General features: G+C 66.2%; 24 protein-coding genes and 1 tRNA gene. 16 read left to right on the top strand and 9 right to left on the bottom strand.

Going from position 1 to position 19,968, the window contains the following annotated elements:
* Positions 1-5 precede the first annotated feature (5 nt).
* Genes D619_RS0114075 through flgB form a run of 5 tightly spaced genes read right to left on the bottom strand, consistent with a single transcriptional unit; the run spans position 6 to position 3,158 of the window.
* Positions 6-764: a flagellar hook-basal body complex protein gene (locus tag D619_RS0114075; protein WP_026091070.1), complete on the bottom strand. Its 759-nt coding sequence runs from the start codon at positions 762-764 to the stop codon at positions 6-8.
* Positions 765-777: 13 nt separating this feature from the next.
* Positions 778-2,073 (bottom strand): flagellar hook protein FlgE, encoded by a 1,296-nt coding sequence (locus D619_RS0114070; protein ID WP_017669243.1) that lies wholly within the window; start codon positions 2,071-2,073, stop codon positions 778-780.
* A 13-nt stretch (positions 2,074-2,086) separates the two neighbouring features.
* On the bottom strand, positions 2,087-2,377 hold the full coding sequence (locus D619_RS16825) for a flagellar hook capping FlgD N-terminal domain-containing protein (RefSeq protein WP_017669242.1): 291 nt from the start codon (positions 2,375-2,377) through the stop codon (positions 2,087-2,089).
* Positions 2,374-2,784 carry a flagellar basal body rod protein FlgC gene (gene flgC, locus D619_RS0114060; RefSeq protein ID WP_017669241.1) on the bottom strand — a complete coding sequence of 137 codons (411 nt, stop codon included), beginning with the start codon at positions 2,782-2,784 and terminating at the stop codon, positions 2,374-2,376. The genes D619_RS16825 and flgC overlap by 4 nt, the downstream gene beginning before the upstream one ends.
* Positions 2,784-3,158, bottom strand: coding sequence for a flagellar basal body rod protein FlgB (flgB, locus tag D619_RS0114055; protein WP_026091068.1), 375 nt, complete (start codon positions 3,156-3,158; stop codon positions 2,784-2,786). Before flgB ends, flgC begins: the two co-directional genes overlap by 1 nt.
* A gap of 251 nt (positions 3,159-3,409) precedes the next feature.
* Between flgB and D619_RS17470 the strand changes: the two genes are divergently transcribed.
* The 7 genes from D619_RS17470 (at position 3,410) to D619_RS0114020 (ending at position 9,149) form a co-directional block, all read left to right on the top strand.
* A complete protein-coding gene (locus D619_RS17470; protein WP_017669239.1) occupies positions 3,410-3,922 on the top strand; it encodes a hypothetical protein in 513 nt (170 codons plus the stop codon).
* A gap of 85 nt (positions 3,923-4,007) precedes the next feature.
* Complete coding sequence (gene flgM, locus D619_RS16815; protein ID WP_017669238.1) at positions 4,008-4,310, top strand: flagellar biosynthesis anti-sigma factor FlgM; 303 nt, start codon at positions 4,008-4,010, stop codon at positions 4,308-4,310.
* Positions 4,307-4,633 (top strand): hypothetical protein, encoded by a 327-nt coding sequence (locus D619_RS0114040; RefSeq protein ID WP_017669237.1) that lies wholly within the window; start codon positions 4,307-4,309, stop codon positions 4,631-4,633. Before flgM ends, D619_RS0114040 begins: the two co-directional genes overlap by 4 nt.
* A gap of 92 nt (positions 4,634-4,725) precedes the next feature.
* Entirely contained in the window at positions 4,726-5,460 is a 735-nt protein-coding gene (locus D619_RS0114035) for a transglycosylase SLT domain-containing protein (protein ID WP_017669236.1), read from the top strand.
* The gene (gene flhA, locus D619_RS0114030) at positions 5,457-7,547 is read left to right on the top strand and encodes a flagellar biosynthesis protein FlhA (RefSeq protein WP_017669235.1); all 2,091 of its coding nucleotides are present in this window, start codon (positions 5,457-5,459) and stop codon (positions 7,545-7,547) included. The genes D619_RS0114035 and flhA overlap by 4 nt, the downstream gene beginning before the upstream one ends.
* Positions 7,547-8,287 carry a FliA/WhiG family RNA polymerase sigma factor gene (locus D619_RS0114025; protein ID WP_017669234.1) on the top strand — a complete coding sequence of 247 codons (741 nt, stop codon included), beginning with the start codon at positions 7,547-7,549 and terminating at the stop codon, positions 8,285-8,287. Before flhA ends, D619_RS0114025 begins: the two co-directional genes overlap by 1 nt.
* A gap of 37 nt (positions 8,288-8,324) precedes the next feature.
* Positions 8,325-9,149, top strand: coding sequence for a CoA ester lyase (locus tag D619_RS0114020; RefSeq protein ID WP_020480501.1), 825 nt, complete (start codon positions 8,325-8,327; stop codon positions 9,147-9,149).
* On the opposite strand, the gene D619_RS16810 is transcribed toward D619_RS0114020, so the two are convergent.
* Entirely contained in the window at positions 9,146-10,219 is a 1,074-nt protein-coding gene (locus tag D619_RS16810) for a zinc ribbon domain-containing protein (RefSeq protein WP_017669232.1), read from the bottom strand. The two genes, D619_RS0114020 and D619_RS16810, sit on opposite strands and share 4 nt — an antisense overlap.
* 70 nt (positions 10,220-10,289) lie before the next feature.
* On the opposite strand from D619_RS16810, the gene D619_RS0114010 reads away from it, so the two are divergent.
* The 4 genes from D619_RS0114010 to D619_RS0113990 all read left to right on the top strand — a co-directional run bounded on the left by D619_RS0114010 (position 10,290) and on the right by D619_RS0113990 (position 13,795).
* Positions 10,290-10,364 (top strand) — tRNA-Gln (locus D619_RS0114010).
* Positions 10,365-10,965: 601 nt separating this feature from the next.
* Positions 10,966-12,042 carry a CoA transferase gene (locus D619_RS0114000; protein ID WP_017669230.1) on the top strand — a complete coding sequence of 359 codons (1,077 nt, stop codon included), beginning with the start codon at positions 10,966-10,968 and terminating at the stop codon, positions 12,040-12,042.
* Entirely contained in the window at positions 12,039-12,797 is a 759-nt protein-coding gene (locus tag D619_RS0113995) for an enoyl-CoA hydratase-related protein (RefSeq protein ID WP_017669229.1), read from the top strand. The genes D619_RS0114000 and D619_RS0113995 overlap by 4 nt, the downstream gene beginning before the upstream one ends.
* Before the next feature lie 17 nt (positions 12,798-12,814).
* Entirely contained in the window at positions 12,815-13,795 is a 981-nt protein-coding gene (locus D619_RS0113990; RefSeq protein ID WP_017669228.1) for an NADPH:quinone oxidoreductase family protein, read from the top strand.
* A gap of 4 nt (positions 13,796-13,799) precedes the next feature.
* On the opposite strand, the gene D619_RS0113985 is transcribed toward D619_RS0113990, so the two are convergent.
* Positions 13,800-14,591 (bottom strand): helix-turn-helix transcriptional regulator, encoded by a 792-nt coding sequence (locus D619_RS0113985; protein WP_017669227.1) that lies wholly within the window; start codon positions 14,589-14,591, stop codon positions 13,800-13,802.
* Positions 14,592-14,745: 154 nt separating this feature from the next.
* Between D619_RS0113985 and D619_RS18240 the strand changes: the two genes are divergently transcribed.
* Both D619_RS18240 and D619_RS18235 read left to right on the top strand, forming a co-directional pair.
* Entirely contained in the window at positions 14,746-15,231 is a 486-nt protein-coding gene (locus tag D619_RS18240) for a hypothetical protein (RefSeq protein WP_206536371.1), read from the top strand.
* Positions 15,232-15,236: 5 nt separating this feature from the next.
* Positions 15,237-15,833, top strand: coding sequence for a hypothetical protein (locus D619_RS18235; protein WP_243442656.1), 597 nt, complete (start codon positions 15,237-15,239; stop codon positions 15,831-15,833).
* Between the two features lie 30 nt (positions 15,834-15,863).
* Here the strand turns inward: D619_RS18235 and D619_RS0113975 are convergent, their stop codons facing one another.
* Positions 15,864-16,361 carry a hypothetical protein gene (locus D619_RS0113975; RefSeq protein WP_017669226.1) on the bottom strand — a complete coding sequence of 166 codons (498 nt, stop codon included), beginning with the start codon at positions 16,359-16,361 and terminating at the stop codon, positions 15,864-15,866.
* Between the two features lie 174 nt (positions 16,362-16,535).
* On the opposite strand from D619_RS0113975, the gene D619_RS0113970 reads away from it, so the two are divergent.
* Positions 16,536-17,489: an alpha/beta hydrolase gene (locus D619_RS0113970; RefSeq protein ID WP_017669225.1), complete on the top strand. Its 954-nt coding sequence runs from the start codon at positions 16,536-16,538 to the stop codon at positions 17,487-17,489.
* A 76-nt stretch (positions 17,490-17,565) separates the two neighbouring features.
* Positions 17,566-17,997, top strand: coding sequence for a hypothetical protein (locus tag D619_RS0113965; RefSeq protein ID WP_152417470.1), 432 nt, complete (start codon positions 17,566-17,568; stop codon positions 17,995-17,997).
* A 134-nt stretch (positions 17,998-18,131) separates the two neighbouring features.
* On the opposite strand, the gene epmA is transcribed toward D619_RS0113965, so the two are convergent.
* Complete coding sequence (epmA, locus tag D619_RS0113960; protein WP_206536369.1) at positions 18,132-19,148, bottom strand: EF-P lysine aminoacylase EpmA; 1,017 nt, start codon at positions 19,146-19,148, stop codon at positions 18,132-18,134.
* 93 nt (positions 19,149-19,241) lie between these two features.
* On the opposite strand from epmA, the gene efp reads away from it, so the two are divergent.
* Entirely contained in the window at positions 19,242-19,814 is a 573-nt protein-coding gene (gene efp, locus D619_RS0113955; protein ID WP_017669222.1) for an elongation factor P, read from the top strand.
* The last annotated feature ends 154 nt before the right edge of the window (positions 19,815-19,968 follow it).

Genomic DNA, 19,968 nt, shown 5'->3' with positions numbered 1-19,968 from the left:
CCTCCTCAGCCATCAAGTCTCATCAACCGTGCGCCCTGTTCGTCCATGTCCTGCGCCAGCCGGATCAGCCGGGCATTCACTTCAAAGCCGCGCTGTTCTTCCACCAGTTCCACCAGCGCCTCGGTGGCGGTGACGTTGGCGCTTTCCAGCGCGCCGCTTTCCAGGCGCGCGGATGGATCGCGGGTCAGGGGTTCTTCCGGCAGGAAGAGGCCATCGCCGGCCTTGTCACGCCCGGTGAGCCCGCTGCCGTCCACCATTTTCAGCTGCCCCACCTCGGTTGGCCCATCGGGCAACAGGGCGCTTATCCGGCCATCAAAGGCGATGGTGAGCGCCGCGCCCGGCGGCACGGAGATGGGCGCATTGTTCGCTCCCAGTAATACCCGGCCATCACCGTTGGTGAGCAGGCCGGTGGCCGAGACCGACAGATCACCGCGCCGCGTATAACCTTCCTTCACCTCGCCGCCGATCACCGGACCCTGCACCGCCAGCCAGGCCCGGGCCGACAGCGCCACATCCAATCCGCGCCCGGTGGCCTGCACCTTGCCCGGCACCGCTGGCGTGGCGAGACTGGGCGAACCCACCTGCGCGCGGGCTTCCCACGCGCCGTCGGCCATGCGCACGGCATCGAGATAGCGGCCTTCCTGCGCGACGATATCGCGGCGGAAGCCCGGCACGCTGGCATTGGCCAGGTTGTTGGCGGTCACCACCGACTCGCGCCCGCGGGCGTTCATTCCGGTCAATGCGGTGTAGATCAGCCGGTCCATCGTTCGGCCCGCCTCAGTTCCGCAGGTTGATGATGGTTTGCAGCAACTGGTTGTCGGTCTCGACCGCCTTGGCGCTGGCCTGGAAATTGCGCTGGGCGGCGATCAGATTGACCAGTTCGGTGGTGAGATCGACGTTTGATCGTTCGATATTGCCGGAAAGGATGGTGCCGATGCCGTTGCGGCCGCCTTCACCCATCAGCGGCTCGCCCGATTGCGGGGTGACCACCCAGCTGGCATCGCCGGTCTGCTTCAGGCCTTGCGGGTTGGAGAAATTGGCCAGCGCCACCTTGCCCAGCACCTGCACTTCGCCATTCGAGAAGCTGGCGCGAACCAGGCCATCGGGTTCGACAGAAACGCTTTCCAGCTGGCCGGATGCCACGCCATCCTGTTCGATCAGGGCGACGCTGAACGGGCCGGCCTGCTGCACGGTGGCGCTGCCGTGATCGATGGCGATGGCCATGGCGCCAGCGCCGGTATCAGGGGTGAAGGCATCAAAAGCAAACGGCGTGGTGGGATTGGTGAGATTGCCGTTGACATCGAACTCCATCGGCAGGGCCGGGTTGCCAGCGACACTCAGTTCCTGGTTGCCGACAAAAACGCGTGCGGTCCAGCGGTGGAACGGATCGCCAAGGCTGGGCACGCTGTCCTTCACATAATAGATGGTGGCGGCCAGCGGATTGCCCAGGCTGTCGAACACGGTTTCCGATGTGCTGTTGTTGAAGGTGGCCGGATCGTTGCGATCAAACACATAGGGGTTCTGCGGCGTGTAGATCGGCCGGTTGGCGATGATCGCGGCATCGGCGGGCAGATTGGCGGTGATGCGGATTTCGGTGGTGGCCTGCGGCGCGCCGCTGTTGAGCGGCAGGCGGGCCGGCACCGTGCTCGACAGGGTGGTCGATTGCAGCGCGCCATCGGGCGTGGTCGGAAATAATTGCAGGGTGCGGCCCTGATTGTCGACCACAAAGCGATCGGGGGTCACACCGAAACTGCCGGCGCGTGTGAAGTGCGTCTGCACGCCGCCAGCGCCGGATTTGACCACGAAAAAGCCCGGCCCGGCCAGCGCCATGTCCAGCGCGCTGGTGCTGGTTTCGGTCGGCCCTTGCTGGAACTGCTGGGTGATGGCGCGCACCGTGGTGCCGGAACCGACGATGCGGTTGGGGTTCTGCAGCGCCGAGGTGGAGATGATGTCGCCAAAGGCCACGCGGCTGCGCTTGAAGCCGCTGGTGCTGACGTTGGCGATATTGTTGGCGATGGTCGCCATCTCGGTCTGCGCGCCGGTGAGGCCGGAAAATGCGGTGTAGAAAGCCATGCGACGGGTCCCTTCAGTTTGCTGCTTCGGGCGGGGAAATGCGGGCAATCAGCTGGTCGAGCCGGTCGACCACGGCATCCAGCTTGGCGTTGGTTTCACTGCCGCCCTCGATCTGGGCAAACATCGCCATCTGCTGGACATATTGGAAATTATCGACCGGCTTGGTCGGATCCTGGTTCTGCAACTGGGCCGTGAGCAGGCGCAGGAAATCGCCTTGATCCAGCGTCGATTTCGGCACCCTGGCGGTGGGCGGCTGTGCGGCGGGGACGCCGGCTACAGTTGCGGTGGAATCAACGCTGTTCATTTGCCGATCCTCAGGGTTTCGAGCATCAGGCCGCGGGCCGTGCTCATCACTTCGACATTGTTGGCATAGGCGCGCGCGGTCTCGACCATTTCCACCATCTCCTGGTTGGGATCGACCGCAGCGGCCCACACATGGCCCGTGGCGTCTGCCAGCGGATGATTTGGGTCGAGCTTCCTTTCGGGGCTGCCGGTGCGGGCCATGCGGGCGACATCCACCGTCGCGGCCGGGCCATCAAAAGTGGCGCTGAACACGGGTTTGAGCGCGCGATAGGCGCCCTGTTCGCTGCCGGCGATGGTGCCGGCATTGGCCAGGTTGGAGGCAATCGCGTTCATCCGCACCAGCTGAGCGGCCATGGCACGGCCAGAGATGTCAAAAGTGCTCAGGCCCGAGGCGTTTATGGGCTTCATCACTCACCCCCCTTCAGCGCCATCATGATGGTCTGGATGCGACTGGTGAGAAAGCCGAGCGAGGCGCGGTACTTCACGGCGTTTTCGGCAAAGGCGGCCTGTTCGGTGGCCATTTCCACCGTGTTGCCGTCCATGCTGGGCACCAATGCGCTACGATATTGCAGATCACTGCCCAATTGTTCGGACATCAGCGCCCCAAAGCCACCACTGCGCGCCGCCTGCAGCCGGGCGAGCGCACCATCCGCATCCAGATCACGCGCCTTGTAGCCGGGGGTGCTGGCATTGGCGATGTTGCCGGCAATCACGTCCAGCCGCTGCGCCCTGAGTTTGAGGGCGTCGGCAGAGAGACCAAGGGCGCTATCAAGCATCGTCATGCCCATGGCTCAGCAACAAGCGTGCCAAAGCGCGGTTCACCACGGAAAGACGGGATTGGGGGCTGGAATTGGGGCGGCCTGGGGCGGCAAGGGCTTGCCGGGGGGAGCGGCAAGGGCTTGCCGGCCCCAGGCCGGCGAAAGGCGCACCGCAAGAGGGGGTCGGCGGTTGGCGCGCTTCTTGCTGGACGGATGGTGCACCGCTCGGGGGACTGCGCGGGGAACATGCCATCCAGCACAGGAAACAACGGCCCATGCGCGCCAGGCTTAAATCATCCGCTGTTCGCCACATCATCCTGGCCATCGCTGGCCTGGGCGCCCTCATCGCGGCGCGACCGGTGCCAGCGCAAGCCTTGGCTCCGGGCCTGCACGATGTCGCGGCCCTGAAAGCCCAGGTGCAGCGCTTTGCCGGCGGCGCCAACGCACGGGTCGATCCGCGCCTGGTCGTGCCGGCCTGTCTGGCGCCGGCGTTGAGCTGGGCGCGCGCCGATGTGGTGCGCGCCGACTGCGCCAGCCCGGCGTGGACGCTCTATGTGCCCATCGATCAGCCATTTACCCCGGGTTTTCAGCCGCAGGCCCGCGCGCGTCCCGCGATCCGGCGCGGCGAGCGGGTGCTGGTCGAAGCCGGCGGCCAGGGCTGGGCAGTGAGCATCGAGGCCGAAGCCGAACGCGACGCCGATGGCAACCGCGTGGCGCTGAAGGGCCCGGCCGGCCGGCGCTTCACCGGCCGCATCGAGGAGGGCGGCAAGGTCGTGCTCGCGCGCTGAAACACACGGTGAGCATGGCGATTAAAGCCCCATGGTGAACGGCCGTTAAGTGCGTTGCGCCCTTTGCAGGGACGGAAAGGACCAGATGATGATTGACGGTATTTCAGGTGGTGGCGGCCCGATCCGCGGCCCGATTGGCCAGCGCCAGCCAGCGACCGAGACCACGGCAGCCGACCCATCGCGCAGCCTGCGCCGCGCCGCTGCCCCCAACGAGCCTACGGCGTTTCGTCCCGGCAGCTCTTCCGTGGTGGCCGATCTGGCCAAGGCGCCGCCAGTCAACGCCGCGCGCGTGGCGGAGCTGAAGGCCCAGATCCAGGCCGGGCGCTACACGGTTGATCCGCTGCGGATCGCCGATGCCATGCTGAAACTGGATCGCATCCGGCCATGAGTGCAGCCGACGATCTGGCCCAGGCCCTGGTTGCCGCGATCCAGAGCGAGCTGGCCGCGCTGGATGCCGAAGATGCCGATGCCATCCTGGCGGCCAGCGAAGCCAAGGCCAGGGCGCTGGCAGAGCTGTCGGCCGCCATTGCCGGCGGTGCGCCGCCGCCGCGCCCGCAGCTGGAACAGGCCCGCGATCTGAACAGCGAAGCAATCCTGAAAAGCCGGGCCAAGATGATCAGCGTTGAAAAGCGCCTTGCTGCGCTGCGCCCCGGCCCGGTCATCCCCCGGCCCGATCCGGTCACCTACGGCAGCAACGGTCGCTGGGCCTGAACCATGGCGAGGGAGGGGGGGATGGGGGGAAGCATCCGGATTGGCGCAAATGGCGGGGCCATGCTGGCACGCGCCTTGCTTGGATTGTGGGCATGACCCAGGCCATATCCTTCCATCGCCCTGCCGGCCCGCCCGATGTGCTCGATGCGGTGCGCAGCGCGGCCAACCGCACCGGGGTTGATTTCACCTATCTGCTGGCCAACGCCCGCGCTGAATCCGGCCTCAATCCGAACGCCCGCGCCGCCACTTCGTCGGCCACCGGCCTGTTCCAGTTCACCGATGCGACCTGGCTCGCCACTGTTGCCCGCCATGGCGAAAAGCACGGCCTGGGCTGGGCCGCCGATGCACTGAAGCACGGCGCCAGCGGTGCGGTCAGGCAGACCATCCTGTCGCTGCGCCACAATGCCGAAGCCGCCGCCACCATGGCCGGCGAGTTCACGCGCGACAATGCCGCCCGCCTCGAGGGCGCCCTGGGCCGCGCGGCTGGATCGGCAGACCTGTATCTGGCGGCCTTTTTCGGGGCCGGCGGCGCCATCAAGTTTCTGAAGACGATGGCAGCGGCCCCCGGCATGGCCGCTGCCAGCCTGTTGCCGGCCGCAGCAGCAGCCAATCGCTCGACCTTCTATCACAAGGACGGCAGCGCCCGCAGTCTGGCCGAAGTGCATGATCTCGTCGCCAGCCGCATCAACCGGCACATGGGCGGCGCCCTGCTGGTTACCGCCGGCAACAGTCTGCCGACCGGCGGCAACGCCTTGCCGGGGCCCGATCCGGCGCTGACGGCGGTCCGCGCCCGCATGGCCTATCTCGTTCTGGCGGCAATGGCATGAACGCATTGGCGCTCGATCCCCGCACATGGAGCGCGCGCACCACGCTGATGCCGGCAGCGATCCTGATTCTGGTCGCGCTGATGGTGGTGCCGCTGCCCACCTTCCTGCTGGATCTGTTTTTCGTCACCAATATCGCTGTCGCGCTGATCGTGCTGATGGTCGCCATCAACATCCGCCAGCCGCTGGATTTCTCCGCCTTTCCAACCGTGCTGCTCTACGCGACGCTGCTGCGGCTGGCGCTAAACGTCGCCTCCACCCGCGTCGTGCTGGTGCATGGCCATGAAGGCACGGCGGCGGCCGGCCATGTGATCGAGGCGTTCGGCACCTTCCTCGTTGGCGGCGATTATGTTGTCGGCCTGTTCGTCTTTGCCGTGCTGATGATCATCAACCTGGTGGTGATCACCAAGGGCGCCGGCCGCGTTTCCGAAGTCGCGGCGCGCTTCACCCTGGATGCGTTGCCCGGCAAGCAGATGGCCATCGATGCCGATCTGAACGCCGGCCAGATCACGGCGGACGAAGCCCGCGCCCGCCGGCTGGAAGTCACCACCGAAGCCGATTTTCACGGCGCCATGGATGGTTCGTCCAAGTTCGTGAAGGGCGATGCCGTGGCCGGCGTGCTGATCCTGGCCATCAACATCATCGGCGGCCTGATCCTCGGCACCGTCTCCCACGATCTCACGCTGGCGGATGCCGCCACCACCTATCTGCTGCTGGCGGTGGGGGATGGCCTGGTCGCGCAGGTGCCGGCGCTGCTGTTGTCGATCGCGGCCGCCATGGTGGTGACACGCGTTGGCAAGGAAACCGATCTTGCCGGCCAGGTCGGCCTGCAATTGGGGCAGACAGCGCCGTGGCTGCCGGTGGGCATCATCCTCTCGCTGCTGGGCCTGCTGCCCGGCATGCCGCTGTTGATCATCGCGCCGGCAGCAGGCTTTGCCCTGTGGCTGGCCCTGAAGAAGAAGCCCGTCATCGAAACCCCGGCCGAAACGGCTGCCGCCGAAGCCGCCGCCGACGATGCCCGGATCGATTGGGCCGATGTGGCCGATAGTGCGCCGGCCAGTATCGAGATCGGCTTTGGCCTGGTGCCGATGGTCGATGATGCGCGTGGGAGCCCGCTGATGGCCCGCATCACCGCCGTGCGCCGGCAATTGTCGAAGAATCTGGGCTTCGTGCTGCCGCAGGTGCGGGTGCGCGATGATCTGGCGCTGCCGCCGTTCCGTTATCGCATCACCCTGGCCGGCGTCGTGGTCGGCGAAGATGATGCCTGGCCCGATGATGTGCTGGCCATCGAGGCCGGCCCGATTTCCACACCCATTCCCGGCCGCGAAACGCTTGATCCGGCCTTTGGTATCCCGGCGCGCTGGATCGATCCGGCTGAAACTGATCTGGCGGAAGCAGCAGGCTATACGGTCGTCGATCCCGCCGCCGTGGTCGGCACGCACCTCAATCAGCTGCTGATGGCGCACGCGCATCGCCTGCTTGGCCAGGACGAGGTGCAGGCGCTGCTGGATACGCTGGCCGAAGCGACACCGGCCCTGGCGGGCGCGCTCACGCCGAAATTGCTCAGCGTTGCAGTGGTGACACAGGTGCTGCAGCGGTTGCTGGAGGAAGGGATTTCGATCCGCGATCTGCGCTCCATCGCCAATGCGCTGGTGCAGATGGCGCCCAAATCGCAGGAGCCGGCCGAACTGGTCGAACTGATCCGCCCCGCCCTGGGCGCGGCAATGGTGCAGGAATTGGCCGGCGTGAAGGCGGCGCTGGCGGCCGTGGCGCTCGATCCGGGCCTCGAAACCTTGCTGGTGCAGGCGGTGCGCGCCAATCCCGGCGCTGCGCATCCGTTCGATCCGGCGCTGGTCACCCGCGTCGCCGAAGCGGTGGCCGTGGCCACCCGCGCGCCCATGAACGAAGGCCGGCGTTTTGCCATCGTCACCGTGCCGCAGGTGCGCCGCCCGCTGTGGCAGTTGCTGCGCGCCCGGCTGCCGGGCGTGCCCGTGCTCGCTTTCCCCGACATTCCCGATGACCGCGACGTGGAGGTGCTGGCCGTGATCGGCGCAGCCCAGCCTCAACGCGCCCCAACTGGAGACGCCTGATGGACGCCCGCCTTGGCCTTGATCCTGCCCTTTATGCCCCGGCGCGCCTGGCGCAGGTTGATCCCGAACGGCTGATTTCCAGTCATCTGCAACTGGTGCGCCGTATCGCCTGGCATGTGCATGCGCGGGTCTCGTCTGCCATTGATGTGGAAGATCTTGTGCAGATTGGCATGGTCGCGCTGATCGAGGCTGCGAGAAGCTTTGAAGATCGCGGCCACGCCGCCTTTGCCACCTATGCCAGCGTGCGGGTGCGCGGCGCGATGATCGATCAGTTGCGCAAGGGGGCCACGCTGGTGCGCTCCGCCATGCGCCGCAAGCGCGAATGGGGGCAGGTGCGCAGCCGCCTTGAAGGCCAGCTGGGCCGCACCGCCACCGACGAGGAAATGGCCGCCGCGCTGGCGCTGCCCCTGGCCGAATATCGCGCCGCCAACGCCCAGACCCATGCCGCGCAAACGGAAAGCCTCGACGATGTCTATTCCGATCACAGCGAATGGTTTGCCAGTGGCGATCCTGATGCTCACGACTGCCTGGAACAGGATCGCCGCCGCACGGCCATCGCGCAGGCGATTGCCACGCTGCCCGAACGCGAAGCGCAGGTACTGCAACTCTATTTCGTCGAGGAACTGAACCTGGAGGAAATCGGCCAGGTGCTCGGTGTCGGCGCGGCGCGCATCTGCCAGATCAAGAAGGCGGCGCTGACCAAGCTGCGCGGGCAGCTCTCGGGTTGGGCCGACGATTGAGTTGCAACGCCGCCGCCGGGCTGGCAGCGTTGCCGGCATGGACATGACCCGCCTGCGCTCACCGCTTTATCTGCCCGCCAACCGCGCCAGCGCCGTTGCCAAGGCGCGTACCCTGGCCTGTGATGCTGTCATCCTTGATCTGGAGGATGCGGTGCAGCCTGAGGCCAAGGCCGATGCCCGCGCTGCGGCCGTGGCCGCGGCGCAGGAAGGCGGATGGGGCACACGCACGCTGTTCCTGCGCGTCAACGGGATCGGCACGCCCTGGCATGCGGACGACATCGCCGCCGGGCAGGCTGAAGGCTTTGCCGGCATCGTGGTGCCCAAGGTGGATACGCCGGCCGAGGCCGCCCAGGTGGTGGCGCAGTCCGGCGGCCGGCCGGTGCTGGCGATGATCGAGACGCCGGCCGGCGTGATCAATGCGCCCGCCATCGCCGCCACGACGGGCATTGCCGGGCTGGTTGCCGGCATGGCGGATCTGGCCAAGGCGCTGCAGTGCGGCAGCGATCCGGGCCGCACGCCGCTCCTCTACAGCCTTTCAGCCATCGTCATCGCCGCCCGCGCCGCCGGCATTGCCTGTTTCGATGGGGTCTGCACCGAATTTCGCAACGAGGCCGCATTCAGGGCCGAAGCCGAACAGGGCAAGCTGCTGGGCTTTGATGGCAAGACGCTGATTCACCCCAGCCAGGTCGATCCGTGCAACGCGGTGTTTTCACCGTCCGCCGACGAGATCGCCCATGCCCGTGCCATGATCGCCGCCTATGAAGCCGCGCTGGCCACCGGCCGCGGTGTGGCGACGCTGGATGGCCAGATGGTCGAAATCCTCCACGTCGAACAGGCGAAACGGCTGCTGGCCCGGGCTTAGGCCGGCTCCGCCTTTGCGCCGCACTTGTGGCAGAAGGGTGAGAATGTGCCCTTGCGCGCACTGCAATTGCCGCAGCGTTCGAACAGCCCGATCCCGCAGTGTGGGCAGAAATCAATGTCAGGGTTCTTCAGGTCCACCGGTCGCTCGCAGCCGGGGCAGACGCCCTTGGCCAATCGCGCCAGCGCCTGATCATAGGCCAGATCCTGCCGGCGCATGGTTTCGGGCTGGGCTTCGGCCAGTTTCTGCCGTTCCAGATATTTGCCCAGCTCGATGATGGCCCAGCGCCCTACGATCATCGTGATGATGATGCCCACCGAATAGCGCACATAGCCGCCATAGCTGGGCAGATAGGGCACCAGTTCCACGAAGAAGGCGAACAGGGCAAAGAAGATGAAGCCCCACACGAATGGCCACCAGCGCCCCTTGCGCGCCCTGGCAAACAGCCAGCCGGCAATGGCCAGCAGCGGCAGGGTGAGGGCGAGGCGATAGAGGAACACCCTGAGTTCCGATGCCTCGATTGCGGCATCGAACCGGGCCTGGGCGGCGTCGCGGAACGGGATCATGGCGGCTTCCGCGCGCTGTTCGGCCTGTTGTGCGTCGAGCAGCTTCTGGCGCTCGGCTTCGCTGGCGCGGGTGGCGGCGGTTTCCGTGGCCTTCAAGGCATCAAGCGCCGCCGTGCGGCTCTTCAGCTCGGCATCCTGATCGGCCCGGCCGGTGGCCTGGCGGGTGGCTACCCAATTGTCGAAGGTGGCGCGCGCTGCCTCATATTCTTTCTGGGCGCCCGTGCGCTTCAGTTCGGCCTGGTCCAGGGCGGATTCGGCTTCAAGTCGCCTTGCCCTGGCCTGATCCTGTTGCTGCTGCACATCGCCCGCCGGCTTGTCCATGAACTGTTCGATGCTGATATCGGCTTCCACCTGCGGCAGATCGCCCACCACGGCATTGCCAAGGCCGATCAGGAAGAAGGCAAAGGCCAGCGCGATCAGCCACAGCGCGCGGACAAACCATTTTTCGGACAGGCGGATCGCGTTGTTCATGGCCATGATGCTGGTGCGCGCGGCTGCGCCTGTCAAATCAACTTGGGGCTTGGCAAACGCACGCGGATTGCCTAACCGGCAGCCCTTGCTGGCCACGGCCGGCTGTTGGGGCGTCGCCAAGCGGTAAGGCACCGGTTTTTGGTACCGGCATTCCCAGGTTCGAATCCTGGCGCCCCAGCCACCCGACAGGGCGACAGCGGCGCGGCGGTCCGGCCTGACCAATCTGATCGTGTGATGCCCATGCGCGCCCAGTGCGCTTTGGAGGGCGAGGCCCCAGTTCGGCGGCCCGAAGGGTCAATTCGGGCTGGCGGAACTGAGGCCCCGACTGGTCCGGCTTCAGCCCGGCCCGGCAATGGAATTGCGCGGCGCATCTTGCTTTCCCCGCCAACCGCCAGCAACCGCCGCGGTATTGGCCGGCAAATTGCGCTGCACACGCCGGAACCGGCTGCATGCCTGATGCAGGAAGGCGGCACAGGTGAGGGTCGCCACCTCGCTGCCATTCGCTGCATCTTCTGCCTCGAAAGGACGCGGGCACGCGCCATTTTCAAGGCAGGCTGGGGCCGACTCGCCATCAACCCCTTGCCTGATCAAACCTATGGTGCGCGCGCTCACTGGGCGTCGTAATTTCGTGATGAAAACGTGAAAAGCGTGCGGCGCGCGCAATCGCCTGCGGATCGCTGCCGCTGGCTGCGGCCCGCCACCCCCTCCGCACTATTGGCAGCGTTGACTTGCTGTCGGCCGGCTGACTTGGTGCGGGCGAGGTTGGAGCGGAGGCGGCGGACATGGGCAAGTTGTCGGGCATCAGGGTGGTTGATCTCAGCCAGTTCCTGCCTGGTCCGATGCTCAGCCTGATGATGGCCGATCAGGGTGCCGAGGTGATCAAGGTGGAGCCTGCGGCCGGCGATCCGGCGCGCAGCCAGGGCCCCTTTGCCGATGGCCACAGCATCTGGTTTGCCAATCTCAATCGCGGCAAGACCAGCGTGGTGCTCGATCTGAAAAGCGAAGCCGGCAAGGCGGCGCTGACTGAACTGATCCAGCGCAGCGATGTGTTCATCGAAGGCTTTCGCCCCGGCGTGATGGCTCGCCTGGGGTTTGACTGGGAAGCCGTGCGCGCGCTCAACCCGCGCATCGTCTATTGTTCCATCTCGGCCTTTGGCCAGCAGGGCACGCTGGCCCATCATCCGGCGCACGACATGGCGGTACAGGCGCTGGCCGGCGTGTTGTGCGTGAATGATGGCCCGGATGGCACGCCCGCCGTGCCCGGTGTGCCGGCGGCCGATGTCGCCGCCGGGCTGACCGGGCTGGCCGGCATCCTGATGGCGCTGATCGGTCGCGAACAGACCGGGCAGGGCGACTATCTCGATATCGCCATGTTCGACAGTCTGTTGCCCTGGACTGCGCACATCGCCGGCAGTGCGCTGGCGGGCGGACCAAGCCCGAATTCCAGCAACCAGCGATCGCTGGGCGGCGCGGCCTTCTATAATGTGTATGAAACGGCCGATGGCCGCCACGTCGTGCTGGGCGGACGCGAGATCAAGTTCGCCCGCAGCCTGCTCACCGCGCTGGGTCGGCCCGATCTCATCGCGCTGGCCGAGGCCGATGCCGGCCCGGCCCAGGCGCCGCTGATCGCCTTTTTGCGCGAGACATTCCGTACCCGCAGCCGCGATGCGTGGGATGGCTTCATGTCCGAACTTGACGTCGCCTACGCGCCGGTGCTGGACTTTGTCGAAGCGCTGGCCCAGCCGAACGTGGCAGAACGTGGCCTGATCAGGGGCCACCATATCGCCCCGGCGATCCGCTTTGCCGGGCAGGCATGGGCACCCGGACCGGTGCCGGAGCTGGGAGGGGACAGGGCATGACGTTGCGATTGGAACATGACGGACCGATCACCCGGCTGCTGATCGACCGGGCCGACAAGCGCAACGCCCTCACGCTGGCGATGTGGGAAATGGTGCCAGGCCTGTTGGCGCAAGCCGCGCAACGGCCGGAACTGCGCCTGCTGGTGGTGCAGGCGGCGCAGCCGGGCGGCGCGTTCTGCGCCGGTGCCGATATTGCCGAGCTGTTGGCCAACAGCCATGATCGCGACTGGCTGGCGGCGAACCAGGCAGCCATCAACCGCGCGCAGCATGAATTGACCCGCTTTGCGCTGCCCACCATCGCCTGGGTGGAGGGCGATGCCGTCGGCGGCGGCTGTGGCCTCGCGCTGGCGTGCGACATCAGGATCGCGACCCATTCGGCCCGCTTTGGCATCACGCCGGGCAAGCTGGGCATTGTCTATCCCCTGCACGATGTGAAGCTGCTGGTGGATCTGATCGGGCCAGGTCAGGCCAAGCGATTGCTGTTTTCAGCGGCGCTGATCGATGCCGATGAGGCCTATCGGATCGGCCTCGTCGAGCTGCTGGCCGGCGGGCCTTCCTGCATCAAGGATGCGATCGTTGCCGCCTCCCGCCACAGCACCAGGGCGGCCAAGGATTTCGTGCGTCGTGTGCTGGACGGGCAGAGCGCCGATGATGGCGAAACCCTGGCCGTCTTTGCCGCCGCGTTTTCGGGCGCCGATTTCGCCGAGGGCGCTGCCGCCTTCATGGAACGACGCCCGCCGCAGTTCATTGCTTGAGGACCGGGGCCTGACCCATGCGTGCTGCCGTTTGCTCCACCCTGTCCCCCGATCTGTCGGGCCTGGCGCTTCATGAGGAATGGCCCGAACCGCCCGCACCGGGACCAGGTGAGGTGCTGGTGGCGGTGAGCCATGCCAGCCTGAACTTTCCCGATTATCTGATGCTGCAAGGCGGCTATCAGTTCAAACCGGAGCTGCCCTTCATCCCCGGCACCGAAGGCACCGGCACCGTGATTGCGGCCGGGCCGGGCGCGGAAGCCATGCTGGGCCAGGCGGTGATGCTGGGCGCCCGCAACGGCCTGATGGCACAGCGCATCACCGTGCCGGCGCGGGGCCTGCGGCCGGTGCCCCAGGGCCTGACGATGGCCGAAGCCGCCGCCTTCACCGTGGGTGCGCTCACCGCCTGGGTCGGGCTGGTGGAGCGCGGGCGGCTGCAAGCCGGGGAACGCGTGCTGGTGACGGGCGCTGGCGGCGGCATGGGCCGGGCGGCGGTGCAACTGGCCGCGCACATGGGTGCGCAGGTGGTGGCGGTGGCATCGTCGGAAGCCCGGCTGCAGCTGGCGCGCGAAGCCGGCGCGCACGAGACATATCTGATCGATCGCGAGCACCCGCAGATACCGGTGCGGGATATTGATCTGGTGTTCGATCCGATTGCCGGGCCGCTGGTGATGCCACTGGTGAAGTGCCTCAGGCGCGGCGGGCGTTATGCCATCATCGGCTTTGTTGGCGGACGCGGGGAGAGCGTGCCTTTGAACCGCCTGTTGCTGAAGGAAATCGCCCTGATCGGCGTGCGGGCGGGCGAACAGGGCCGGCAAGACCCGGCCGCCGGGGTGCGCCACATGCGCGAGATTGATGCGCGGGCCGTGCACATGAAGCCGCATATCGGACTTGAGGTGCCGCTTTCCGACGTCCGTTCGGCGTTTGCGGCGATGGGAGAAGGGCGCATCGAGGGCAAGTGCGTGATCCGCATCTCGTCAACCGGGCTTTCGCCGGCGTGACGGGCTAGGGGTGAAAGGCCGCCCGCGTTGCATCATCCGCCGGAAACAGCAGTTCCAGCCGCAGATCGCGCACTGTCACGTCCTCGCTCGTCCCGCACTGGGCCACGACAGACAGAAAGCTCATCAACCCGCCGATCCCGCGATAACTGACGGGCAGCACCGGCGAGCGGGTGCGGGACGCCGGCCGATAGGGATGCCGGGCTGCGGCTGCGCGGGTGACGGCGATCAGATCGGCCAGCACCGGATCATCCCCGGCCAGGCCTTGCTCCAGCGCCAGCCGCTCCAGGCTTTCGTGCAGCACCTCGGGCAGATTGGCGATGAATTCCGGGGCCTTGGGGTGGCAGGCGGTGAGGCGGAACACATTGGGCGGCCCGGACCAGCCTTCCAGAAACGGGCTCAGCATGGCGGCAGCGGATGGGCTGGCTTCCAGCACGTTCCAGTGCCGATCACAGAGCAGCGCCGGGAAGGGCGCGTGATTGTCCATCATCGTTTTCAGGATCGCCCGGAATGGCGCGATCGCCTCCGAACTCAAGGGCGATGCCGGATAGGCCGAGGCAAAGCCGGCGGCATTCAAGAGATGATTGCGGGCGGACAGCGGCAAGGCAAGGGCTTCGGCCAGGTTCATCACCATGTCCCGGCTTGGCATCGCCCGCCCGGATTCGAGGAACGACAGATGTCGCGCGCTCACCCCGGCATCGAGCGACAGGATGAGTTGGCTGACCCGCCGGCTGTTGCGGGCGGCTTTCAACGCAGTGCCGAAGGGGCCAGGATCACAGCTGTCGGGACGGGTCGCCATGCCGGCATGATGCCAGAGCAGCGCGGGCGCGCAATGATGTAGGAGGTAAGGGCCGCGATGATGTGGACACGCGCATCGGCCTCTCGACCCAATCAGCTACCTTGTCGGGCCCAAAGCCGATAGGCTTCGCCAAACAACAAGGGGGAGACTCGCGATGCGGCGCGCAATTGGTCTGTGGGCAGGGCTGCTGGCGTCGGCGAGTGCGGCGCAGGAGGTGCCGGAAATCCGCTTCGACGCCGTCGACGCGTTGAACCCGCCGGCCGACATGCATCTGGGCGAAATCGCCGGCGTGGCGTTGGGCAAGGTTGGCCAGATCTATGTGTATCAGCGCGGCGACACCACCGGCCCGGCCTATGCCGCGGCGGCGGCCCAGTTGCTGGAATTCGATGCCAAGGGCAGCTTTGTTCGCGAGATTGGCCGGCATCTCTATGCCTGGTCCTATGCGCATGGCGTGCGCGTCGATCCAGCCGGCAATATCTGGGTGGCCGACAAGGGCTCCAACATGGTGGTGAAGTTCACGCCCGCCGGCCGCGTGGCGATGGTGTTTGGCCGCAAGCCGGAAGCCAGCGACGAGAATGCGCGGCCTTTGGAGCATCCGAAACCGCCGCTGCCGGCGGTGGACGGACGTTCCGGGAAGTGACCGACATGGCGTGGGACAGCCAGGGCAACACCTATATCAGCGATGGCTACATCAATTCGCGCGTCGCCAAGGTGGCGCCGGATGGCCGCTGGCTGGGCTCATGGGGCAGCCCCGGCAGCGCACCGGGCGAATTCAACACGCTGCATTCGATTGCGGTTGATGCGCGCGATCAGGTCTATGTTGCCGATCGCGGCAATCGGCGCATCCAGGTATTTGACACCAACGGCAAGCTGCTGCGGATCATGCAGATCAACGTGCCGTCGCCGGCCGATGCGCCGGTGGCGATCGGCAACCGCCCGGTGGTGCCGGCCGCTGGCCCGGATGCGGCGCCGGTCAAGACGATGATGCCGGGTTCGCCCTGGGCGCTGTGCATCACCCCGCCGGGCAAGGGCGGCGACCAGACCCTGTTTGTCGCCGATGCCTGGCCGGGGCGAATCTACAAGCTGACGCTGGACGGGAAGGTGCAGGGCTGGCTGGGCGGTTCGGGCAAGCAGTTGAAGCAGTTTGGCTGGATCCACGCCATGGCCTGCCCGACGGAAAACAGCCTCTATGTCGCCGAGCTGCTCAACTGGCGTTTGCAGAAGCTGACCTTGCGGCCTTGATTGCGCGCCGGGCTTTGCGTAGCCCGGCGTTCACATCGGGTGCATCAGCGGGAAGTGCAGGATGGCGGCCACGGGCGCTGCCGGATCGGCAACGCCGGCGACGACATTGTGCGCCAGCGCCAGCAGGGCGCGCTCGTGATCGCCCATGAATTGCGCGATCTTGGCGGCTTGCGCATCTTCATCGGCTGAAACCAGTGTGGCCAGTTCCTCATAGCGCGGCAGATAGGTGGTGCGGACGGACTCGCCCAGCAGCACAAAGCGTTCCCGCCACGGCAGCTCCTTGAATGCTGCCACTGCCGCTGCGGTTTCGGCGCGGGTGTTGCCAGGATCGAGCAGCGGCAGACCCAGGCGGGAAATCAGCGGCCGCATCAGCGCCTTGCCTTCGGTTTCTGCCTGCAGAAGCGTGCCGAAGATATAGCGCTGCTCGTCATCTTCGGCGTGGGAGAGCATCACTTCAAAGGCCGCCTCACCCCCATGTTCGGCGATGTAGACATCCATCAGGCATTCGCGGAACAGTTTCGAGACCATGGCTTCCCCCCTCCCATGTGCTGGCCGAAAGCCTATGGCCAACGCCTTCATTGTCAATCATCAATCCGCCTCGGCTGCCATTCAGCCACGGTATCCAAGATCGCGCGACCTGCGCTGCGCGCCATGCTAAGCTGCGCTTGCGCCGCTGGGGGAGCGCGCGATGACCAGGGGGCGATGCAGATCATGATCCACTATGGCGACCCGCAGTTTCCGAACGACGTGTTCGTGCCGCACTTCTATCCCGAACATCTCGTCGATCTGGGCGAGACCAGGATGAATTACGCCATGGCCGGGCCGGAGGACGCGCCCGCACTGCTGCTGGTGCCGGGGCAGACGGAAAGCTGGTGGGGCTATGAGCCGGCGATGCGGCTGCTGGAGGATCGCTTCCGCCTGTATGCCGTGGATCTGCGCGGGCAGGGGCGGTCATCACGCACGCCGGGGCGCTACACGATCGACAATATGGGCAATGATCTGGTGCGCTTCGTGCAGATCGTGATCGGGCGGCCCGTGATCGTCTGTGGGCTGTCATCGGGCGGGGTGCAGTCGGCCTGGCTGTCGGCTTTTGCGCCACCTGGGCTGATCAGGGCGGCGCTGTATGAAGACCCGCCGCTGTTTGGCGCGGAAGTTCGCCCCAGCCGTGGCCACAATCTGCATGGCAGCGCGGTGTCGCTGATCTTCGGCGCCTTTGCCAAATATCTGGGCGATCAATGGTCGATCGGCGACTGGCCGGGCTTCGTGCGCGAGGTGAAGACCACCATGCCGGCCGTGCTGGCCGCGCGACCCTATGATCCGGCGACACCAACGCAGATGCTGAAGGAATATGATCCCGAATGGGCGCGCCGCACGCTTGATGGCACGCTGTTCGCCGGTTGCGATCACGCGCGGATGCTGGCGCAGGTGAAGGTGCCGGTGCTGATGACCCATCATTATCGCGGCATCGACACGGAAAGTGGCCTGTTCGTGGGCGCGCTCTCGGATGAACAGGCAGACCGCGTTGGCGAACTGATCCGCGGCACCGGCCAGCGTTACGAATGCCAATCCTTTCCCGCCATGGGGCACATGATGCACATGCAGGACCCGGTGCTTTATGCCCAGGTGGTGAGCGACTGGGTGGCCACGCTGGACTAGAAGCCTACGCCACACGTAATTGCGACGCTTCCCCGTTGGGCGCAGCCTTGGCGCATCAACAACGGGAGACATGGTCATGACACGCGGATTCTGGGAACATTGCCTGCACGCCTGGGTGTGGCTGACGATCGGTTTCGGCCTGCTGTTCTCGGGCGCCGGGGTGCCGGGATTGGATGGCGGGGCAGGGCTGTTCTACTGGCTGGTCAGCGGCGGCATGGTGGATGCCAGCGCCTTCGATGCGCCGGGAATGCGGATTTCGGTGAGCCTGGTCGGTGCAGTGATGCTGGGCTGGGGCTGCGCGATGTTGGCCGTGTTTCGCGCCTGTGGGGCCGATCCGGCCGTGTGGCGCGGGCTGAGCCGGGCGGTGATCATCTGGTGGGCGGTGGATTCGGCGCTGTCGGTGATGACGGGCTTTGCGCTGAATGCGGTGAGCAACACGCTGTTCCTGGCGTTGTTCCTGGTGCCGGCGGTGAAGCTGGGTTTTTTTGGGCAGATGGTGCGGGCGTGAGGCTGGGCCCCTCTCGCGCCGCGCTGCGCGCGAGTCGACCTCTCCCCGGCGGGGAGAGGTGACTCGTTTCTTCACCTCTCCCCGCCGGGGAGAGGTCGAGAGACGCCCGCAGGGCTGCCCGGGAGAGGGGCGGCTCAGGCCGGAAACGGCGTCCAGATCACCTGCCTGATATCAGTGCCGCCAAGCGCCAGCAGGGCGAGGCGGTCAAAGCCCAGTGCGACTCCGCTGGCGGGCGGCATTGCGCCAAGGGCCGCGATGAAATCCGCATCGATGGGATAGCGGCGGCCATAGAGGCGCAGCTTCTCGTCCATGTCGGCCTCGAAACGGCGCTGCTGTTCGTCCGGGTCAGTGAGTTCACCGAAGCCGTTGGCGAGTTCCACCCCGCAGGCATAGGCCTCGAAGCGCTCGGCCCAGCGCGGATCGGTGGGGCAGGGGCGGGCCAGCGCCGCCTCGCACACCGGATAATGGGTGAGGAAGGTGAGGCGGCCGTCGCCCAATTTGGGTTCGATCGTGACGATGACGCGGCTGAACAGGTCGCTCCATGTGTCGTCGGCGCGCACATTGAGCCCGATGCGCGCCACTTCGGCGGCCAGCGCGTCGCGGTCGTTCAGGCAGGCGGCGAGATCGATGCCGGCGTGGATGCGGAACGCCTGTTCGCAGCTCAGCATTTCCGGTTCGGCCATCGAGTCGCAGCTACGCCCCTTCCAGCGCAGCGGGCCCGTGCCGGCGGCTTGCGCGGTGCGGGCCAGCGCCAGCGTATCGGCGATCACCGCCGTCCAGTCTGCATGGGCGCGATACCATTCCACCATGGTGAACTCGGGCGCGTGCAGCGGGCCCTGTTCGCCATTGCGCCAGACACGGGCGAAATCCACGATCTGCGTTTCGCCGGCGGCAAGCAGTTTCTTGGCGGCGAATTCCGGGCTGGTGTGGAGATAGAGCGTCTGCTCCGCGCCGCCTTCGGGCCGCCAGGTGACGGGGAAGCCATGCAGGTGGGTTTCATTGCCGGGGCTGATCTGCACCGCGCCGCATTCGACGGCCAGGAAGCCCTGATCGGCGAACCAGGCGCTCAAGGCAGCCTTGATGCGGTTGCGGCCGATAAGAAACGGCCGGCGATCGGCGTGGATATCGGCGTGCCAGAAGGGGCGGGACACGATGCTTTTCCCAATCATAATTTGCTTGAACAGTGCGGGTGCGATGCCCTAACGCCGGGCGTCATTTCAGCGCCATCGCGCACAGGGGATTATATGGTCAAGGAAATCGCCAGCAATTTTCGCAAGGGTCAGGTCATCGAGCATGAGGATGGCCAGCTCTATGTCGTGCTGAAGGCCGAAACCTTCCGCCCTGGCAAGGGCACGCCCACCACCACCATCGACATGCGCCGCATCGCCGATGGCGTGAAGACGGTGATCACGGTGAAGACCACCGACAGCCTGGAGAAGGCCTTCGTCGAGGAAGTGTCGCACAATTATCTCTACAAGGATGGCGACGAATATATCTTCATCAACAACGAGACCTATGACCAGATCAGCCTGACCGAGGCGATGATCGGCGACGGCATCGGATTTTTGCAGGAAAATGCCGAGTGCAAGATCCTGATGTTCGACGGCAAGGCCATCACCATCACCCTGCCGACCCGCGTGACGATGGCAATCGTTTCGACCGAGCCGGTGGTGAAGGGGCAGACGGCCTCGTCCAGCTACAAGCCCGCCATCGTCGAGTCCGGCGCCCGCGTGATGGTGCCGCCGCACATCGAGGCCGGCACCCGTATCGTGATCAACACCGAAGACAGCAGCTATGTGGAGCGCGCCAAGGATTGATCCGGCGTTTCCTGCGGGCACGTGAAGGGGCTGGCCGCAAGGCCGGCCCTTTTTCGTTGGGCGCATCCGACTTAACGATTTTTTCGATTGAAGCAGGCACGACAATCAATTTCTTGATGCGATGGCTCGGGCCTACCGTAACCAGCATCGGGGC

The organism is Sandarakinorhabdus sp. AAP62, assembly GCF_000331225.1.
GTDB lineage: Bacteria > Pseudomonadota > Alphaproteobacteria > Sphingomonadales > Sphingomonadaceae > Sandarakinorhabdus.
Note: the sequence above shows the minus strand (reverse complement) of the source record. Positions and strands in the feature narration are given on the sequence as shown.

Excerpts from the sequence above, each read along its gene's own strand:
- D619_RS0114075 (WP_026091070.1), bottom strand. The coding sequence starts at position 764 with ATGGACCGGCTGATCTACACCGCATTGACCGGAATGAACGCCCGCGGG.
- D619_RS0114070 (WP_017669243.1), bottom strand. The coding sequence starts at position 2,073 with ATGGCTTTCTACACCGCATTTTCCGGCCTCACCGGCGCGCAGACCGAG.
- D619_RS16825 (WP_017669242.1), bottom strand. The coding sequence starts at position 2,377 with ATGAACAGCGTTGATTCCACCGCAACTGTAGCCGGCGTCCCCGCCGCA.
- flgC (WP_017669241.1), bottom strand. The coding sequence starts at position 2,784 with ATGAAGCCCATAAACGCCTCGGGCCTGAGCACTTTTGACATCTCTGGC.
- flgB (WP_026091068.1), bottom strand. The coding sequence starts at position 3,158 with ATGACGATGCTTGATAGCGCCCTTGGTCTCTCTGCCGACGCCCTCAAA.
- D619_RS17470 (WP_017669239.1), top strand. The coding sequence starts at position 3,410 with ATGCGCGCCAGGCTTAAATCATCCGCTGTTCGCCACATCATCCTGGCC.
- flgM (WP_017669238.1), top strand. The coding sequence starts at position 4,008 with ATGATGATTGACGGTATTTCAGGTGGTGGCGGCCCGATCCGCGGCCCG.
- D619_RS0114040 (WP_017669237.1), top strand. The coding sequence starts at position 4,307 with ATGAGTGCAGCCGACGATCTGGCCCAGGCCCTGGTTGCCGCGATCCAG.
- D619_RS0114035 (WP_017669236.1), top strand. The coding sequence starts at position 4,726 with ATGACCCAGGCCATATCCTTCCATCGCCCTGCCGGCCCGCCCGATGTG.
- flhA (WP_017669235.1), top strand. The coding sequence starts at position 5,457 with ATGAACGCATTGGCGCTCGATCCCCGCACATGGAGCGCGCGCACCACG.
- D619_RS0114025 (WP_017669234.1), top strand. The coding sequence starts at position 7,547 with ATGGACGCCCGCCTTGGCCTTGATCCTGCCCTTTATGCCCCGGCGCGC.
- D619_RS0114020 (WP_020480501.1), top strand. The coding sequence starts at position 8,325 with ATGGACATGACCCGCCTGCGCTCACCGCTTTATCTGCCCGCCAACCGC.
- D619_RS0114000 (WP_017669230.1), top strand. The coding sequence starts at position 10,966 with ATGGGCAAGTTGTCGGGCATCAGGGTGGTTGATCTCAGCCAGTTCCTG.
- D619_RS0113995 (WP_017669229.1), top strand. The coding sequence starts at position 12,039 with ATGACGTTGCGATTGGAACATGACGGACCGATCACCCGGCTGCTGATC.
- D619_RS0113990 (WP_017669228.1), top strand. The coding sequence starts at position 12,815 with ATGCGTGCTGCCGTTTGCTCCACCCTGTCCCCCGATCTGTCGGGCCTG.
- D619_RS0113985 (WP_017669227.1), bottom strand. The coding sequence starts at position 14,591 with ATGGCGACCCGTCCCGACAGCTGTGATCCTGGCCCCTTCGGCACTGCG.
- D619_RS18240 (WP_206536371.1), top strand. The coding sequence starts at position 14,746 with ATGCGGCGCGCAATTGGTCTGTGGGCAGGGCTGCTGGCGTCGGCGAGT.
- D619_RS18235 (WP_243442656.1), top strand. The coding sequence starts at position 15,237 with ATGGCGTGGGACAGCCAGGGCAACACCTATATCAGCGATGGCTACATC.
- D619_RS0113975 (WP_017669226.1), bottom strand. The coding sequence starts at position 16,361 with ATGGTCTCGAAACTGTTCCGCGAATGCCTGATGGATGTCTACATCGCC.
- D619_RS0113970 (WP_017669225.1), top strand. The coding sequence starts at position 16,536 with ATGCAGATCATGATCCACTATGGCGACCCGCAGTTTCCGAACGACGTG.
- D619_RS0113965 (WP_152417470.1), top strand. The coding sequence starts at position 17,566 with ATGACACGCGGATTCTGGGAACATTGCCTGCACGCCTGGGTGTGGCTG.
- efp (WP_017669222.1), top strand. The coding sequence starts at position 19,242 with ATGGTCAAGGAAATCGCCAGCAATTTTCGCAAGGGTCAGGTCATCGAG.